The organism is Paracoccus maritimus, from assembly GCF_025195095.1.
Lineage (GTDB): Bacteria > Pseudomonadota > Alphaproteobacteria > Rhodobacterales > Rhodobacteraceae > Paracoccus > Paracoccus maritimus.
Map to the genome: position 1 here is coordinate 112,253 of NZ_JANAVZ010000004.1, position 15,408 is coordinate 127,660.

At 63.6% G+C, this 15,408-nt stretch carries 16 protein-coding genes; 3 read left to right on the top strand and 13 right to left on the bottom strand.

All coding sequences use genetic code 11. The features are described from left to right. Positions 1 to 55 precede the first annotated feature (55 nt). Positions 56 to 1,474, top strand: a complete 1,419-nt coding sequence (gene xylB, locus MU516_RS08275; protein WP_260276730.1) for a xylulokinase — start codon at positions 56 to 58, stop codon at positions 1,472 to 1,474. 134 nt (positions 1,475 to 1,608) lie between these two features. Next, entirely contained in the window at positions 1,609 to 2,229 is a 621-nt protein-coding gene (rpsD, locus tag MU516_RS08280) for a 30S ribosomal protein S4 (RefSeq protein ID WP_209055359.1), read from the top strand. Between the two features lie 284 nt (positions 2,230 to 2,513). Here rpsD and rplT read toward each other — a convergent pair whose 3' ends face one another. The 4 genes from rplT to pyk form a co-directional block, all read right to left on the bottom strand. Then, positions 2,514 to 2,873, bottom strand: coding sequence for a 50S ribosomal protein L20 (rplT, locus tag MU516_RS08285; protein WP_209055360.1), 360 nt, complete (start codon positions 2,871 to 2,873; stop codon positions 2,514 to 2,516). Between the two features lie 17 nt (positions 2,874 to 2,890). Next, positions 2,891 to 3,091, bottom strand: coding sequence for a 50S ribosomal protein L35 (gene rpmI, locus MU516_RS08290; RefSeq protein WP_209055361.1), 201 nt, complete (start codon positions 3,089 to 3,091; stop codon positions 2,891 to 2,893). 116 nt (positions 3,092 to 3,207) lie between these two features. Beyond that, positions 3,208 to 3,438 carry a hypothetical protein gene (locus MU516_RS08295; RefSeq protein WP_260276731.1) on the bottom strand — a complete coding sequence of 77 codons (231 nt, stop codon included), beginning with the start codon at positions 3,436 to 3,438 and terminating at the stop codon, positions 3,208 to 3,210. A 35-nt stretch (positions 3,439 to 3,473) separates the two neighbouring features. Continuing rightward, positions 3,474 to 4,919, bottom strand: coding sequence for a pyruvate kinase (gene pyk, locus MU516_RS08300; protein WP_260276733.1), 1,446 nt, complete (start codon positions 4,917 to 4,919; stop codon positions 3,474 to 3,476). 140 nt (positions 4,920 to 5,059) lie between these two features. Here pyk and MU516_RS08305 point away from each other — a divergent pair, with 140 nt between their 5' ends. Continuing rightward, positions 5,060 to 5,800, top strand: a complete 741-nt coding sequence (locus MU516_RS08305) for an N-formylglutamate amidohydrolase (RefSeq protein WP_260276734.1) — start codon at positions 5,060 to 5,062, stop codon at positions 5,798 to 5,800. Positions 5,801 to 5,816: 16 nt separating this feature from the next. Here the strand turns inward: MU516_RS08305 and MU516_RS08310 are convergent, their stop codons facing one another. The 9 genes from MU516_RS08310 to coaBC all read right to left on the bottom strand — a co-directional run bounded on the left by MU516_RS08310 (position 5,817) and on the right by coaBC (position 15,401). Further along, positions 5,817 to 7,031 (bottom strand): NAD(P)/FAD-dependent oxidoreductase, encoded by a 1,215-nt coding sequence (locus MU516_RS08310; RefSeq protein ID WP_260276735.1) that lies wholly within the window; start codon positions 7,029 to 7,031, stop codon positions 5,817 to 5,819. Between the two features lie 101 nt (positions 7,032 to 7,132). Then, a complete protein-coding gene (locus MU516_RS08315; RefSeq protein ID WP_260276736.1) occupies positions 7,133 to 8,344 on the bottom strand; it encodes a cysteine desulfurase in 1,212 nt (403 codons plus the stop codon). After that, positions 8,341 to 8,934: a YIP1 family protein gene (locus MU516_RS08320; protein WP_260276738.1), complete on the bottom strand. Its 594-nt coding sequence runs from the start codon at positions 8,932 to 8,934 to the stop codon at positions 8,341 to 8,343. The genes MU516_RS08315 and MU516_RS08320 overlap by 4 nt, the downstream gene beginning before the upstream one ends. After that, a complete protein-coding gene (locus MU516_RS08325; RefSeq protein ID WP_260276739.1) occupies positions 8,931 to 9,416 on the bottom strand; it encodes a hypothetical protein in 486 nt (161 codons plus the stop codon). The genes MU516_RS08320 and MU516_RS08325 overlap by 4 nt, the downstream gene beginning before the upstream one ends. Beyond that, a complete protein-coding gene (locus MU516_RS08330; protein WP_260276740.1) occupies positions 9,416 to 10,756 on the bottom strand; it encodes a SufB/SufD family protein in 1,341 nt (446 codons plus the stop codon). The genes MU516_RS08325 and MU516_RS08330 overlap by 1 nt, the downstream gene beginning before the upstream one ends. Continuing rightward, on the bottom strand, positions 10,756 to 11,511 hold the full coding sequence (gene sufC, locus MU516_RS08335; RefSeq protein ID WP_260276741.1) for a Fe-S cluster assembly ATPase SufC: 756 nt from the start codon (positions 11,509 to 11,511) through the stop codon (positions 10,756 to 10,758). The genes MU516_RS08330 and sufC overlap by 1 nt, the downstream gene beginning before the upstream one ends. Positions 11,512 to 11,577: 66 nt before the next feature. After that, positions 11,578 to 13,098 (bottom strand): Fe-S cluster assembly protein SufB, encoded by a 1,521-nt coding sequence (gene sufB, locus MU516_RS08340; RefSeq protein ID WP_209055370.1) that lies wholly within the window; start codon positions 13,096 to 13,098, stop codon positions 11,578 to 11,580. A gap of 30 nt (positions 13,099 to 13,128) precedes the next feature. Beyond that, the gene (locus MU516_RS08345; RefSeq protein ID WP_260276742.1) at positions 13,129 to 14,172 is read right to left on the bottom strand and encodes a cysteine desulfurase family protein; all 1,044 of its coding nucleotides are present in this window, start codon (positions 14,170 to 14,172) and stop codon (positions 13,129 to 13,131) included. Beyond that, complete coding sequence (gene coaBC / locus MU516_RS08350; protein WP_260276743.1) at positions 14,169 to 15,401, bottom strand: bifunctional phosphopantothenoylcysteine decarboxylase/phosphopantothenate--cysteine ligase CoaBC; 1,233 nt, start codon at positions 15,399 to 15,401, stop codon at positions 14,169 to 14,171. The genes MU516_RS08345 and coaBC overlap by 4 nt, the downstream gene beginning before the upstream one ends. Positions 15,402 to 15,408: the final 7 nt, after the last annotated feature.

Genomic DNA, 15,408 nt, shown 5'->3' on the forward strand with positions numbered 1-15,408 from the left:
TCAAATGTCCCAAAGTCGCGCCAATCATGGCCGCGCGGCATACGGAGGGACGATCATGTATCTGGGAATCGATCTGGGCACATCAGGGGTAAAGGTCGTTCTGATCGACGAGGCGCAGGCCGTGCTGGAAACCGGCCACGCGACACTTGGCGTTCAGACACCGCGTCCGGGCTGGTCCGAACAGACGCCGCAGGACTGGATCGACGCGACCCGCGCGGCAATCGCGGACCTGAACCAACCTCTGGACAAGGTTGCCGGGATCGGCCTGTCCGGTCAGATGCACGGTGCCGTCTGTCTTGATGCATCAGACAACGTGCTGCGCCCCGCGATCCTGTGGAATGACGGCCGCGCCGCCGACGAGGCGATTGCGCTGGACGCCGATCCGCGATTTCACGACATAACCGGTAATCTGGTCTTTGCGGGGTTCACCGCGCCGAAGCTGGTCTGGATGCAGCAGCACGAGCCCGACCTGTTCGCCCGGATCCGCCGCGTCCTGCTGCCCAAGGATTATCTGCGGCTTTGGCTGACCGGCGAGGCGATCAGTGACATGTCCGACGCTTCGGGCACGTCTTGGTTCAGTCCGGCCGAACGTGACTGGTCAGACGATCTTCTGGCAGCCACCGGAATGGACCGCAGCATGATGCCTGCCCTTGCCGAGGGCAGCGAGGTCGCGGGCCACCTGCGTTCCGACATCGCGGCCGAGCTGGGCCTGCCCGCCGGCATCCCGGTGGCAGGCGGCGCAGGCGACAACGCCGCCACCGCGATCGGGGCCGGAATCACCGGGCCGGGTCCGGGGCTGGTCTCTCTGGGTACATCGGGGGTGATCTTTGCGGCGACGGACCGGTTCCTGCCGGCGCCCGAAACGGCGATTCATGCCTTCTGCCACGCCTTGCCGGGCCAGTGGCACCAGATGGGTGTGATCCTGTCCGCCGCAGGCTGCCTGGAATGGTGGTCGGGCATCTGCGGCCGTCCCGCGCCCGATCTGCTGGCGGAACTTGGCACGGATGTCGGTCAGCCCGGCCGCATCGCCTTCTGGCCCTATCTGTCGGGCGAACGCACGCCGCTGAACAACCCGGCTCAGCGGGCGGGCTTTACCGGCATGTCGGGACGCAGCGACCGCGCCCAGATGACCCGCGCCGTGCTGGAAGGGGTGGCCCTGGCGCTGGCCGAGAACATGGCCGCGCTGACCGCTGCCGGGGGCGGCGCGGACTCGTTGATTGCAATGGGCGGTGGCGCGCGGTCCGACCTGTGGCTGGGAATGCTGGCGCAGGCGACCGGCGTGCCCGTGCTGCGACCGGCGGGTGCCGAAACCGGCGCAGGCTTCGGCGCGGCGCGTCTGGCGCTGATGGCCGCCACCGGTGCAGGCTCGGACGCCATGACACCGCCCGACATCGCGGCCCGTTTTGACCCCGATCCCGCCCTGTTGTCCGGCTGGTCCGAGGCGCTGGAAAGGCTGCAGGAACAGCGCGCCTGAAACACCTGTTGACACCGGGCATCAGGCGTCTATAAGCGCGCACTTCATTGGTGTTGGTGGCTCCCGCGAGGGAATCCCTGTCAGGCCTCGGCCAAAGGACAACGCCCTTTTGAAACAACAAAAGGAGATCAGCCGTGACCAAACGCACGTCTGCCAAGTACAAGATCGACCGCCGCATGGGCGAAAACATCTGGGGTCGCGCCAAATCCCCGGTGAACCGCCGCGAATACGGCCCCGGTCAGCACGGCCAGCGCCGCAAGCAGAAACTGTCCGACTTCGGCACCCAGCTGCGCGCCAAGCAGAAGCTGAAGGGTTACTATGGCGACCTGACCGAAAAGCAGTTCCGCCGCATCTATGCCGAAGCCGAGCGCGTCAAGGGTGACACGGGCGAGAACCTGATCGGCCTGCTGGAGCGTCGCCTGGACGCCGTCGTCTATCGCGCGAAATTCGTGGCGACCATCTTCGCCGCCCGCCAGTTCGTGAACCACGGCCATGTCGAGGTGAACGGTCAGCGCGTGAACATCCCGTCCTACCGCGTCAAGGAAGGCGATGTCATCTCGATCCGCGAGCGTTCGCGTCAGCTGGCCATCGTGCTGGAAGCCGTGGGCCTGCCCGAGCGTGACGTTCCCGACTATCTGGACGCCGACCACAACAAGATGACCGCGACCTTCGTCCGCACGCCGTCGCTGGGTGATGTGCCCTATGCCGTGCAGATGGAACCGAACCTGGTCGTCGAATTCTACGCGAAGAACTGATCTTCGCCTTAATCCCGATGAACGAAAGGCCGCATCCCCGGATGCGGCCTTTTTCATTACTAGGCCTCTTGGGCGACGCATGGCAGCCCTGTGCCCGCACTACAGCAGGCTCTCCCCTGCCCTCGCCCTCCGGCCGCTGTCGCTCGGCCTGGCGCCGCTCATGGCCTGCCCCGGAACCTATTGTCGTCAGCTCGCGCGCCCCTGTCCCACGAGATGCGAGACGAACATACGAAAAGGCCCGCCCCTTTCGGGACGGGCCTTCGCAAATAACAGCCGTGCCGTGATCAGGCGGCGGCTTTCGCCTTTTCGACGATCGCACCGAACGCTTCGGGCTCGTTCACGGCCAGATCGGCCAGAACCTTGCGGTCCACCTCGATACCCGCTTTCGACAGCAGGTTGATGAAACGCGAATAGGTCATGTCGGCGTCGAAGGCGCGCACGCCGGCATTGATCCGCTGGATCCACAGGGCGCGGAAATTGCGCTTGCGGTTCTTGCGGTCGCGGGTGGCGTACTGGTTTGCCTTGTCCACGGCCTGCGTCGCGGTGCGGAAGTTCCGCGAACGGTTGCCGTAATAGCCCTTGGCCTTTTCAAGAACCTTCTTGTGGCGGGCGTGGGTGACCTTGCCGGATTTAACTCGTGCCATTGTTCAGTCCTCGGGGTTCAGCGGTTGTAGGGCATGTATTTCTTGACGATCTTGGCATCCGCGTCGCACAGGACGGTGGTGCCGCGCGCGTCACGAATGAACTTCGTGGTACGCTTGATCATGCCGTGGCGCTTGCCGGCCTGAGAGGCCTTGACCTTGCCCGAGGCCGTCATCGAGAACCGCTTCTTGGCGGCCGATTTGGTCTTCATCTTCGGCATTTTCATCTCCTTCGTAACAGAGTGAACGCGCGACTCGGCAATGCCATTCAGGCCGGCCGCGCGGGTAGGAAGCGCGCCGTATAAGGGCACGCAGAGGAATTGGCAAGAGGGTCAGATCAGGGTGCGCTGCCCTGCGCCTCTTCGACAACATGATCCCAGGCCGAAACGATGTCGTTGGCCTGGAACGGCTCGGGGTTCAGATACGCGCCCGCGAACAACGCGACGATCCCGATAATCAGCGTGATCACCGCGGCACGCGGCGGTCGGGTCTGCACAAGCTGCACGATGGCAACAACCACCGAGATCAGGCACAGCGCAACGCCGGCCAGCAGCAGATAATCGGACATGGAACGCACCCGCTTTTGTCTATGGTCAAGCGGGTTTATTCCGGATCGGTGGCGTAAATCAACCGCTCGTCGCACGGTGCGATGCGCAGGATGTTCGTCGTGCCCGGCACATTGAAGGGCACCCCTGCCATCACCACGACCTGACGCGTCTCATCGGCAAAGCCGAAATCACGCGCCGCCCGGGTCGAATTCACCACGGCTTCCTTAAACCGGCTGAGACGCCCGGTCTTGACACAATGCGTGCCCCAGGTCAGCGCCATCCGGCGCAGCACGGTATCCACCGGGCTCATCGCCAGGATCGGCACGCGCGGGCGTTCACGCGCCACCAGTCCGACGGTCGTGCCGGATTGCGTGAAGGCGCAGATCGCGGCGATATCGGTCGTTTCGGCGATCTCGCGTGCGGCGGTCACGATGGCGTCCGCAACGCTGTGCAGCTTGGCCGCGCGCGACGCCTCGATGATGGCGCGATAGTTCGGATCCGCCTCGACCGAGCGGGCGACGCTGTCCATCGTGGTCACGGCCTCGACCGGATAGGAGCCCGCCGCGCTTTCGGCAGACAGCATCACCGCATCGGCGCCTTCGTAAATGGCATTGGCCACGTCGCTGACCTCGGCACGGGTCGGCATCGGGCTGTCGATCATGGATTCCAGCATCTGCGTGGCCACGATCACCGGCTTGGCTGCCGCACGGCAGTGCCGGACCAACCGCTTCTGGATCGGCGGGACCGAATGGACGGGCAGTTCCACGCCCAGATCGCCGCGTGCCACCATGATCCCGTCGGATACTTTCAGGATCTCGTCGAAGGCACGCACGGCGGCGGGTTTTTCGATCTTCGACAGCACGGCCGCGCGGCCCTTTGCCAGACGCCGGGCCTCTTCGACATCCTCCGCACGCTGCACGAAAGACAGCGCCAACCAGTCCACCCCCAGCTCGCAGGCGAATTCCAGATCCGCCCGGTCCTTGTCGGACAACGCCGCCAGCGGCAGGACAACGTCTGGCACGTTCACGCCCTTGCGGTCGCTGATCGTGCCGGGGACGGTCACAGTGCAATTTGCAAAGTCGGGACCGCATTCATCCACCGTCAGGCGGATCTTGCCGTCGTTGACCAACAGTTCGCTGCCCGGCTCAAGCGCCTGGAAAATCTCGGGATGCGGAAGCTGGACCCGGGTCGAATCGCCCTTGGCCGTGTCCAGATCGAAGCGGAACTTGTCGCCCACTTCCAGATCATGCGCTCCCGTCTCGAACGGCCCGACGCGCAGCTTGGGGCCCTGAAGGTCGGCCAGGATGGCGATGGGCCGACCAGTTTCGGCCTCGATCTCTCGGATCGTGGCGTGCCGGGCGCGGTGATCGTCGTGGCTTCCATGGCTCATGTTCAGGCGGAACACGTCGGCACCCGCATCAAACAGCGCCCGGATCATTTCCTTGCTGCTTGACGCCGGCCCCAGTGTTGCCACGATCTTCACATTGCGATGTCGTCTCATCGTCCGCCCCTCTGCGTTCGGCCCATACAGGCTCCGGATCTCCGGTTAGCGCTATCAATGCCACAACAGGCCCCTTGCGGCAACTGGAGTCTGGCCCCTGTGTGGCATAGACAGCATGCGATATGAAGGATGAAGAGCACATGACAAAGCGCGCCTTCCGCATTGAAGGCGAGGATCGCCCCTCGCGTTGGCTGATCACCTGCGACCACGCCACCAACCGCGTGCCGGAATGGGTCAACGGCGGCGACCTGGGCATCGCAGCGGCGGACATGGCACGCCACATCGCGTTCGACGTTGGCGCGGCCGGACTTGCCGCGAAGCTTGCGGAACGTCTGCAGGCTCCCGCGATCATGTCGGATTTCTCGCGATTGGTGATCGACCCGAATCGTGGCGAGGATGATCCGACGCTGCTGATGCGGCTGTATGACGGCACGGTAATTCCCGCGAACCGCAATGCCGACGCCGACGAACGAGAGCGCCGCCTGGCACGACTGCACCGCCCCTATCATCAGGCGCTGGCGGAACTGGCCGCGCGTCATCCCGCTCGGTGCATCTGCGCGGTCCACAGCTTCACCCCGCAACTGCGCGGCAGGCCACCACGGCCATGGCAGGTCGGCATCCTGTATTCACATCGCGATTCAAGGTTGGGCGCGCCGATGGTTCAGGCCTGCCGCGACCAAGGCTGGGTGACCGGCGAGAATCAGCCCTACAGCGGTCACCTTCAGGGCGATTCAATCGATCGGCACGCCCTTGCGCACGGCCGGCCGAACCTGCTGATCGAACTGCGCAACGATCTGATCCGGTCCGAACAGGGCCAGGCTGAATGGGCGGCACGGCTGGCACCGGTCATCACCGGGCTTCTTGCGAACACCGGGCTATGATGGTGCCACGCCGGGATCAGCGTTTCAGGCGGTCCGGGTGCAGTTCCGCCCAGCCCTGACCGCCATCCAGTTCGTCGGCAAGGATCTCGGCTGTCACCGGCCCAAGGGTGAAGCCCTGATGACCGTGCCCGAAATGGGCCCAGAGGTTTGCCTGATCGGGCACCCGCCCAACGACCGGCAGCATGTCCGGCATGCAGGGCCTGCGGCCCGTCCAGGGCTCGGCCTCGACAGGCGCCCCGATGTCGAACAGTTCCTTCGCGGCCTCTTCGCCATGGCTCAATTGCGGCGGCGTCAGGCGTGGATTGCGCGTCAACTCGGCCGCGGTGGCGATCCGCAGGCCGCGGCGCATCGGCGACAACACGACCGAATTGCCGAAATCGGCGATCGGATGATGCGGCGGGGCATCCATGTGATAGTGGCGGTGATAGCCGCGTTTGTAGACCATCGGCACCTTCAGCCCAAAACGGCCCAGCATCATCGGCGACCATGGACCAAGCGCAACGACGGCGTGTTCACCCTCGGCCTCATCGGCGACCCAGGCCGCGCCCTTGCGGTGAAGATCGCCGGCATCGCCATTGATGATACGCCCACCCTGACGCTCGAACAGCGCCGCATATCGCGCCACAAGTCCGCCCGGGTCTGAACAGTTCCAGCTGTCAGACCAATGGGTTGCGCCTTCAACTTCGATCTTTATCGAGGGCTCAAGCGCACGCAGTTGCTTGCCGTCGAGGATCTTGGCTTCGACGCCAAACTCGGTCAGGAAACGCTCGACGGATTTGCGGGCCTGATCCATCTTCTTGGGCGTGCGATGGATCTCGATATAGCCATCGCGACGAATGATGTTGTCGGCACCGGCTGCCTGGATCAACGGTCCGTGGCGTTCGGTTGACTGGCGGATTAGCTTGCCCCATGTCCGGGATGCACGACGATGCGCGGCGGGCAGAGAATTCCATGCATAGGCCCAGACGGCACCCGCCTGCGACAACAGGCCCGGAATATTCCATTTGACGTCATAGCCGCGCCCAAGCGCAATCTGCATCAGCGCGCCAGGGGCCAGCGGCATCGCGTAGGGTTCAACCGCCTCGGTCTGAATCAGCCCGGCATTGCCATAGCTGGTCTCGCGGCCCGGAGAGTTGCGGTCGATGATCGTGACGTCATGACCACGCGCCTGCAATGCCAGCGCGGTGCTGACGCCAACCATTCCTGCACCCAGAACCAGAATTTCGGACATGCGCGCCTCCTTGCCTCGTCAATGCGAGGGATGCAGAACTCGTCGCATTCCGGCAAGAAATTTCGGGCATTCTTCGACTGGTATTCGAATCTTTGCAAGATTCAGGCGAAAAGCTCTCTGCAGAAGCTTAATCCTTCGACAAGTGCGTCCACTTCTTCGGTGGTGTTATACATCGCGAAGGACGCGCGCGCGCTCGCGTTGATTCCATAGAAATCCATCAGCGGCATGGCACAGTGGCTTCCGGCCCTGACCGCGATGCCCTTCTTGTCAAGGATCGTCGAGATGTCGTGCGCATGTGCGCCCTGCATCGTCATGGAAAAGATCGCCCCCTTGCCGGGCGCATCCCCTTGCATGTTCAGCCAGTTCAGTTCGCGCAACCGATCACGGGCGTGATCGCGCAGCGCCTGCTCATGCGCGGCGACATTGTCCATACCGATGTCCATCAGATATTCCAGCGCGGCACCAAGACCGATCTGATTGACGATGCCGGGGGTGCCGGCCTCGAACCGCAAGGGAGGATCGGCATAGTCGACCCCATCCCGCGCGACGGTTCGGATCATGTCGCCGCCGCCCATGAAGGGCCGCATCTCGGCCTGACGCGCGGCCTTTATCCAGATCGCGCCGGATCCCGATGGTCCGTACAGCTTGTGTCCGGTGATGCAGTAGAAATCGACACCAAGCGCGGACAGATCGACAGGCGTGTGAACGGCCCCCTGACTGCCGTCCACCAGAACCGGCACGGTGGTTCCGCGGGCAATCGCGCCAACATCGACGATCGTGCCAGTCACGTTCGACATATGGGTGACGGCAATCAGCTTGGTCTTTGGTCCGACGGCCTGCAAGACCTTCTCGGCCGGCAGGCTGCCATCTGGTTCGGGCTCGACCCATTTCAACACCACACCCTGCCGTTCGCGCAGGAAATGCCACGGCACGATATTGGCGTGATGTTCCAGCACCGACAGCACGATTTCGTCGCCTGCCTGCAATCGTGGCGCGGCCCAGCCATAACTGACCAGATTGATCCCCTCGGTCCCGCCCGACGTGAAGATGATCTCGTCCTCGCGCGGGGCATTCAGGAATTTCGCGATGATCGCGCGGACGCGCTCATAGTTGTCGGTCGCCAGATTCGACAGGTAATGCAGCCCGCGGTGTACATTGGCGTATTCGCCCTCGTATGCACGGGTGATGGCCTCGATCACCTGACGCGGCTTTTGCGCGCTTGCGCCGTTGTCCAGATAGACCAACGGCCGCCCGTTGACCTGCCGCGACAGGATCGGGAAATCGGCGCGGATGGCGGAAATGTCAAATGTCATTGCGGCACCTCGGGAAGTAAGCCGAAAGCAGCGGCCAGAAACGACAGCACGAACCCGACGGCAAGCGCCGTGGCGAACATGACCAGCATCACCTTGATGCCGCTTTGAAACCCATGCAACGCCTTGGTGAACTGCACCGTCAGCCACAGAAAGACCGCGATCGCAACGATGCCCAGGATGCCGGCAAGACCCGGCAGGATCAGCGACAGCAGCAACTGCACCAGCTGCACCAGCAGAAGCACGACCTCGATCCAGACGGTCAGCAGCAACGCGTCCTCGAACCGTCCCTGTCCGCCGAACATGCGCCCGACCCCAGCCATCAGCGACGCCGCCAGAACGATCGCGCAGAACTGGATGCCCGCCATGATCATCGGTTGCGCGGTCAGGGCCAGAACGCCAGAGGCCGCGCCCTCGGGCAGCGGGAACATCTGCGCCGATACCCACGCCAGCAGTGCCGACACTGACACCGCCAAGGCCAGCGCCATCCAGCGCGCCGACAAAGGCAAGTTCATCCCGATCAGCGCGCGCGCCGCCCCCTCGGGGTTGCGGAAGCTTTGGCCGACAAGCATCTTCAGATCGTCGAAATTCATTCTTTCCTCGCCAGCGCACGGACACCGGCGCCCCAGATCATCAAGAACCCGGCGCCGACCAGAACCTGTGTCAGCATTTGTGCCGGACCCGGCCCGATCAACCCCGCGACAATGCCCCAAAGCAACATTGCGGGCGACACCGCCAGCAGTGCCCAGAACAGCGCCAGCCGCGAATCCTCGGGCGTCAGGCGCTTCGGAAACAGCCGCGACAGCACCGATATGATCGCCGCCACCGCATAGGCGACCAGCGGCATCATGAACAGCACCGCCAGCATCGCGCCCCCCATCCGTGCCTCGAACGGCACCGTTGGGTCAAGCTGCGCCTCGCGTGCCCGCAGCGGGCCTTGCGCGATCAGAAAGATCAGCAGTGCCGCCATCAGGACTGCCAGCTTGCCCGACTCCGGCATCGCGGACAGGCCCCGCACAACGCGGCGCGGCGACCACCAGCTTTGCAGAATGCGCGGCAGGATGCCGCGGCGCATCACTGTTTGGCGCGACGGGTCAGCCAAGCTTCCAACCGGTCATTGATCTGGCCGCGCAGCGTTTCATCCTCGATTTCCTCCAGCGCATCGGCAAGGAAGGACAGCACAAGGAACACGATGGCGCGGTCATAGGGCACCCCGCGCGACCGCATGTAGAACAGCGCGGTCTCGTCGATCGCGCCGGTCGTCGACCCATGCGAACACTTGACGTCGTCGGCGTAGATTTCCAGTTCCGGCTTGGCAAGGAACTGGCTGCGTTCGTCCAGAAGCAGTGCCTGGCTGATCTGATAGCCGTCGGTCTTCTGCGCGCCGGGTTTCACAAGGATCTTGCCTTGGAACACGCCTTCCGCGCCGTTCTTAAGGACCTTCTTGAAGACCTGCCGGCTTTCGCAACGCTCGGCCGAATGAGTGATGAACACCGTGTCATCATGATGGAACGGCCCGACATGGCCATCGCCCAGCACGGCTGCCGCGATATGGGCCACAGCATCGTCGCCGACGATGTCGATAACCCCCTCGTGCCGCATCAGCGTGCCATTCACGGACAGATTGAAGGCCTTCAGCTGCGCTTCGGCACCCACACGCGCGAACAGGTGGGACAGACCCAGCTTCTGATGGCCCGCCCGCTTGGCAGTGATGTGGTGCAGTTTCGCTCCGCGCGCCAGATCCACCTCGATCACCGAGTTGGATCGGGCGCCGACCATCCCGGTCTCAAGCAGCGTCAGTTCGGCGCCTTCCTCGACCCGGATCACGTGATGCCAGCTGACATCTGCATCCTCGCGCGCCCGGCGATGGATGATGTGCACGGGCTTCGCCGGCCTGCCGGTCACACGGATCAGAACGCCATCCGACGCGGTCGCGGTGTTCAGCACCGCGAAGGGGCGTTTGACCGGGTTTTGCCCCGCGGTTTCCAGCTTGCCGTAAACATCCGCAGCCCAATGACTGTCCTGCGCATCGGCATTCGCCAGCGTGTCGATCTCGATGCCCTCCAGCATCAGATCATCCGACGACGCGGCGTCGAACGCGCCATCGACGAACACCAGCGTCAACCGGTCAAGATCGGTGAATAGCGGCGAATCGGGTGCCCTTTCCTCGATCGGGATAGGTTGCGGGACGGGCGCATTGAACGGGCGCGGATCGGTATAGCGCCAGTATTCATCGCGCGGTCCAGGCAGCCCCATGTCGCGCAGGCGCGCCAAGGCATCGGCGCGTGCAGCGGCGGTGAATCCGCCCTTGGGCAAGGTCATCGCGTCAAGCCTTGCCTGCAACGCGTCGGCGGCCTTTGCCGCGCCACTGATCTGCGGCGTCACGTCTTTCGTCTTCACGGCGGCTTCTGACATCAGCCAGCCTCCGCCAGAAGATCGCCATAACCCTCGTCTTCGATCTGCAGGGCCAGATCGGGCCCGCCAGACTTCACGATGCGGCCATTTGACATGATATGGACCACGTCCGGTTGGATGTGATTCAGCAGACGCTGATAATGGGTGATGACAAGGAAGCTGCGATCGGGGCCGCGCAGCGCGTTCACACCGTCAGCGACCAGACGCATCGCATCGACATCCAGACCGGAATCGGTCTCATCCATGATGCACATGCGCGGGGCCAGCATCGCCATCTGCAGGATCTCGTTGCGCTTTTTCTCACCGCCCGAGAAACCGACATTGACCGGGCGCTTCAGCATCTCGGCGTCGATGTCCAGATTGCGGGCCTTCTCTCGGATCTGCTTGAGGAACTCTGCCGAAGAAAGCTCTTCCTCTCCGCGCGCCTTGCGCTGTGCGTTTACCGCCGTCCGCAGAAAGGTCATGTTGCCGACGCCCGGAATTTCGACCGGGTACTGGAAAGCCAGGAACAGGCCCGCCGCGGCACGTTCCTCAGGCTCCATATCCAGCAGGCTTTCACCGTCCAGCGTTGCCTCGCCCTCGGTGATTTCATAGCCGTCCCGGCCCGACAGGACATAGGACAGGGTGGACTTGCCCGACCCGTTCGGACCCATGATCGCATGAACCTGACCGGCAGGCACCTCCAGCGACAGACCCTTCAGAATCTGCTTGTCTTCTTCCTCAAGTTTCACATGCAGGTTGTTGATCTTAAGCATCTTTACCTCGTCAGATGGTGGCGGCGGTGCCGACCGTCCGGCACCATCATCAAATCTCGTCTGGGCTTAGCCCACGGAACCTTCCAGCGAAATCGCGACAAGCGATTGCGCCTCCATGGCGAACTCCATCGGCAGGGCCTGCAGCACGTCACGGCAGAAGCCGTTCACGACCAGCGCGACCGCTTCTTCTTCGTCCATGCCGCGCGAGCGGCAATAGAACAGCTGGTCGTCATCGACCTTGCTGGTCGTTGCCTCGTGTTCCACGCGGCTGCTGGTGTTCTTCACCTCGATATACGGAACGGTATGCGCACCGCATTTGTCGCCGATCAGCAGACTGTCGCATTGCGTATAGTTGCGGCTGTTGGTCGCGCGCGGATGCATCGACACAAGACCGCGATAGGTGTTCTGCGCCTGCCCCGCCGAAATTCCCTTGGAAACAATGCGCGAGCGGGTGTTCTTGCCAAGATGCACCATCTTGGTGCCGGTGTCGGCCTGCTGCCAGTTATTGGCGATGGCGATGGAATAGAACTCGCCCTGGCTTTCGTCGCCGCGCAGGATGCAGGACGGATATTTCCAGGTGATCGCGCTGCCTGTTTCGACCTGCGTCCACATCACCTTGGCCCGTGCCTCGCGGCAATCGGCGCGCTTGGTGACGAAATTGTAGATCCCGCCCTTGCCGTTCTCGTCGCCGGGGAACCAGTTCTGGACCGTCGAATACTTGACCTCTGCATCCTCCAGCACAACGATTTCGACCACTGCGGCGTGCAGCTGATTGGTATCGCGCTGGGGTGCCGTGCAGCCTTCAAGATAGCTGACGTAAGATCCTTTGTCGGCGATGATAAGCGTGCGCTCGAACTGGCCGGTGTTCTCGGCATTGATGCGGAAATAGGTGGACAGTTCCATCGGGCAGCGAACGCCCGGCGGCACGTACACGAACGAGCCGTCCGAAAACACCGCGCTGTTCAGCGTGGCGAAGAAGTTGTCCGATTGCGGAACGACGCTGCCAAGGTATTTCTTGACCAGCTCGGGATGCTCGCGGATCGCCTCGCTGATCGAACAGAAGATGACACCGGCCTTGGCCAGTTCGTCCTTGAAGGTGGTGCCCACGCTAACGCTGTCGAAAACCGCATCGACGGCGACCTTGCGACCTTCGGCCGGGGCGGCATCCGCGCCCTCGACGCCCGCAAGGATCATCTGCTCCTTCAGCGGGATCCCAAGCTTCTCATAGGTTGCCAGCAGCTTGGGATCGACCTCGTCCAGCGACTTCGGCTTGATCTCCATGCTTTTCGGCCGGGCATAGTAATACTGATCCTGATAGTCGATCACGGGATAATTCAGCATTGCCCATTTTGGCTCGGACATGGTCTGCCAGCGGCGAAAGGCCTCCAGCCTCCACTCGGTCATCCACTCCGGCTCTTCGTTCTTTTGCGAGATCAGGCGGACGATATCTTCATTCAGCCCCTTCGGGGCATAGTCCATCTCGATCTCGGTATCCCAGCCATATTTGTAGCTGCCCATGTTCTGAACGGTCTCGACCGTTTCGCGGTCGACACCTTCACGAACGTCAAGATCGGGGGTCTGGGTCATCCTTTGTCCTTCCTGGGGCCGGGCATCCGCCTAGCCATTCCTGTCGCGCCAGCGTGAATACGCGCTTTCCCATGCATCCGCAAATCGGTTCATCTGATCCTCGCCCAAAGCCGGACTTATCGAAATGCGGATCGCCGATTGCGCCTCGTCATCGCCGTAACCCATCGCCTGCAACGCACCGCTGGCCCGGACCTTGCCCGACGAGCAGGCCGATCCCGCCGACACGGCAAAGCCCGCAAGATCCATCTGCATGACCTGGGTTTCGCCTTTCCATCCCGATGTAAGAATGCAGGTGGTGTTCGGCAAGCGCCGCGCGCCCTTTCCGGCGATTCTGGCGCCCGGCGCGATGTCCAGCAACCGTGCCTCCAGCGCGTCGCGCCGCGCAGCCACCTGATCCCACATCCCGGCTTCCAGTTCCGCCTGCGCGGCGGCCGCCGCTGCGGCAAAGCCTGCGATGCCGATCAGGTTTTCCGTGCCCGCCCGGCGGCCCTGTTCCTGACCGCCGCCACGGATCAGCGCGGGGATGTCGGTGCCCTTCTTCAAGATCAGCGCGCCAACCCCCTTCGGGCCGCCCAGCTTGTGGGCACTGACGAATCCCGCCGTGACCCCAAGCCAGTTAAACGCGAAAGGAATCTTTCCGAAAGCCTGGGTCAGATCGCTGCTGCCCAGCCCATCGGGCAAGTCCTGAACGACGCCGGTCTCGTTGTTGGCCAGTTGCAGGCTGCTTTGAGCCGGATCGGGAACCGTCACGATCCCGTCGGCATCTACGGCCAACGACGGATCGCACCAGACCTTTACGGCGCTGTGTTCGGTCGGGGCACAGGCGATCTTGCGACCAGCCAGCACCATCGCCGCCGCCTCGGTCGTCCCCGAGGTGAAGATCACGTCGGCACCCTCGGCCCCAAGCGCGGCGGCCAGTTGTTCGCGGGACCGTTCCAACAACATCCGCGCGGCGCGACCCTCGGCATGCACCGACGACGGGTTGCCAGGCAGATCCATCGCCGCGATCATCGCCGCGCGCGCCTCGGGCCGCAAGGGCGTCGTCGCGTTCCAGTCAAGATAGTGCCGGTTCATGTCAGCGCCTCGGCGATTTCCTTTGCCAGACGGCGCGCGACCGCATCCTTGCCCATGCGCGGCCACTCCTCTGCCCCGCCATCGCGGATCAGCGTGACGGCGTTTTCCGTGCCCCCCATGATCCCGGTCGCCGGACTGACATCATTGGCCACGATCCAGTCGCAGCCCTTGCGCTGCCGTTTCGCAGTCGCATTCTCGATCACCTCGTGGGTCTCGGCAGCGAAACCCACGACGAGTGCCGGGCGCCGCTTGTGCAGGCCGCTGACCCAGGCGAGGATATCCGGGTTTTCGGTCATCTCCAACGCCGGAGGCTTGCCGGACCCATCCTTCTTGATCTTGCGCGCCCCGGCGTTCGTCACCCGCCAATCGGCGACGGCGGCGGCCATCACCGCCGCGTCCGCGGGCAGCGCCTCGCTGACCGCTTCGCGCATCTCGCGCGCCGTTTCGACCCGGATCACATCGACCCCTTCGGGCGGGGCGATGCTGGCCGGACCGGTCACAAAGCTGACCCGCGCACCCAGGTCGCGCAATGCCGTGGCGATGGCCGTGCCCTGGGCACCGGACGAGCGATTGGCGATATAGCGCACCGGATCGATCGGTTCATGCGTGGGTCCCGATGTGACGATGACATGACGCCCCAGCAATGGGCCGCGCGGCACCTGCACCGCCTGGGTCAATCGCAACGGTTCGTCGGCAAGAGCGGCGCGGATCGCGGTCATGATCGCCTCTGGCTCGGCCATGCGACCGGGACCGAATTCGCCGCACGCCATGTCGCCCTCGTCCGGGCCAACAGTCAGAATCCCGTCGCCGCGCAATGTCTGAAGATTGCGTCCTGTCGCCGGATGCTGCCACATCCGTACGTTCATCGCAGGCGCGATCAGCACGCGCTTGTCGGTTGCCAGCAGCAGGGTCGAGGCCAGGTCGTCGGCCAGCCCCTGCGCCATCTTCGCCATCAGGTCCGCCGTCGCCGGTGCGACCACGACAAGATCCGCGTTGCGGGAAAGCTGGATGTGACCGATCTCGGCTTCTTTGGCGATGTCGAACAAACCTTCATGCGCGGCCTCACCCGCCAGGACTGACAGGGTCATCGCCGTGGTGAACTGCGCGCCTGCACGGGTCAACACCGGCGTCACCGCCAGCCCGTCGGCCCGCATCAGCCGGATCAGCTGAGGCAGCTTGTAGGCGGCGATACCGCCGCCGACGATCAGAAGGATACGCTTGCCGTCCATGCCGCCT

Bases quoted from the DNA above. Each gene is read 5' to 3' on its own strand.
- xylB (WP_260276730.1), top strand. From the start codon at position 56: ATGTATCTGGGAATCGATCTGGGCACATCAGGGGTAAAGGTCGTTCTG.
- rplT (WP_209055360.1), bottom strand. From the start codon at position 2,873: ATGGCACGAGTTAAATCCGGCAAGGTCACCCACGCCCGCCACAAGAAG.
- rpmI (WP_209055361.1), bottom strand. From the start codon at position 3,091: ATGCCGAAGATGAAGACCAAATCGGCCGCCAAGAAGCGGTTCTCGATG.
- MU516_RS08295 (WP_260276731.1), bottom strand. From the start codon at position 3,438: ATGTCCGATTATCTGCTGCTGGCCGGCGTTGCGCTGTGCCTGATCTCG.
- pyk (WP_260276733.1), bottom strand. From the start codon at position 4,919: ATGAGACGACATCGCAATGTGAAGATCGTGGCAACACTGGGGCCGGCG.
- MU516_RS08305 (WP_260276734.1), top strand. From the start codon at position 5,060: ATGACAAAGCGCGCCTTCCGCATTGAAGGCGAGGATCGCCCCTCGCGT.
- MU516_RS08310 (WP_260276735.1), bottom strand. From the start codon at position 7,031: ATGTCCGAAATTCTGGTTCTGGGTGCAGGAATGGTTGGCGTCAGCACC.
- MU516_RS08315 (WP_260276736.1), bottom strand. From the start codon at position 8,344: ATGACATTTGACATTTCCGCCATCCGCGCCGATTTCCCGATCCTGTCG.
- MU516_RS08320 (WP_260276738.1), bottom strand. From the start codon at position 8,934: ATGAATTTCGACGATCTGAAGATGCTTGTCGGCCAAAGCTTCCGCAAC.
- MU516_RS08325 (WP_260276739.1), bottom strand. From the start codon at position 9,416: ATGCGCCGCGGCATCCTGCCGCGCATTCTGCAAAGCTGGTGGTCGCCG.
- MU516_RS08330 (WP_260276740.1), bottom strand. From the start codon at position 10,756: ATGTCAGAAGCCGCCGTGAAGACGAAAGACGTGACGCCGCAGATCAGT.
- sufC (WP_260276741.1), bottom strand. From the start codon at position 11,511: ATGCTTAAGATCAACAACCTGCATGTGAAACTTGAGGAAGAAGACAAG.
- sufB (WP_209055370.1), bottom strand. From the start codon at position 13,098: ATGACCCAGACCCCCGATCTTGACGTTCGTGAAGGTGTCGACCGCGAA.
- MU516_RS08345 (WP_260276742.1), bottom strand. From the start codon at position 14,172: ATGAACCGGCACTATCTTGACTGGAACGCGACGACGCCCTTGCGGCCC.
- coaBC (WP_260276743.1), bottom strand. From the start codon at position 15,401: ATGGACGGCAAGCGTATCCTTCTGATCGTCGGCGGCGGTATCGCCGCC.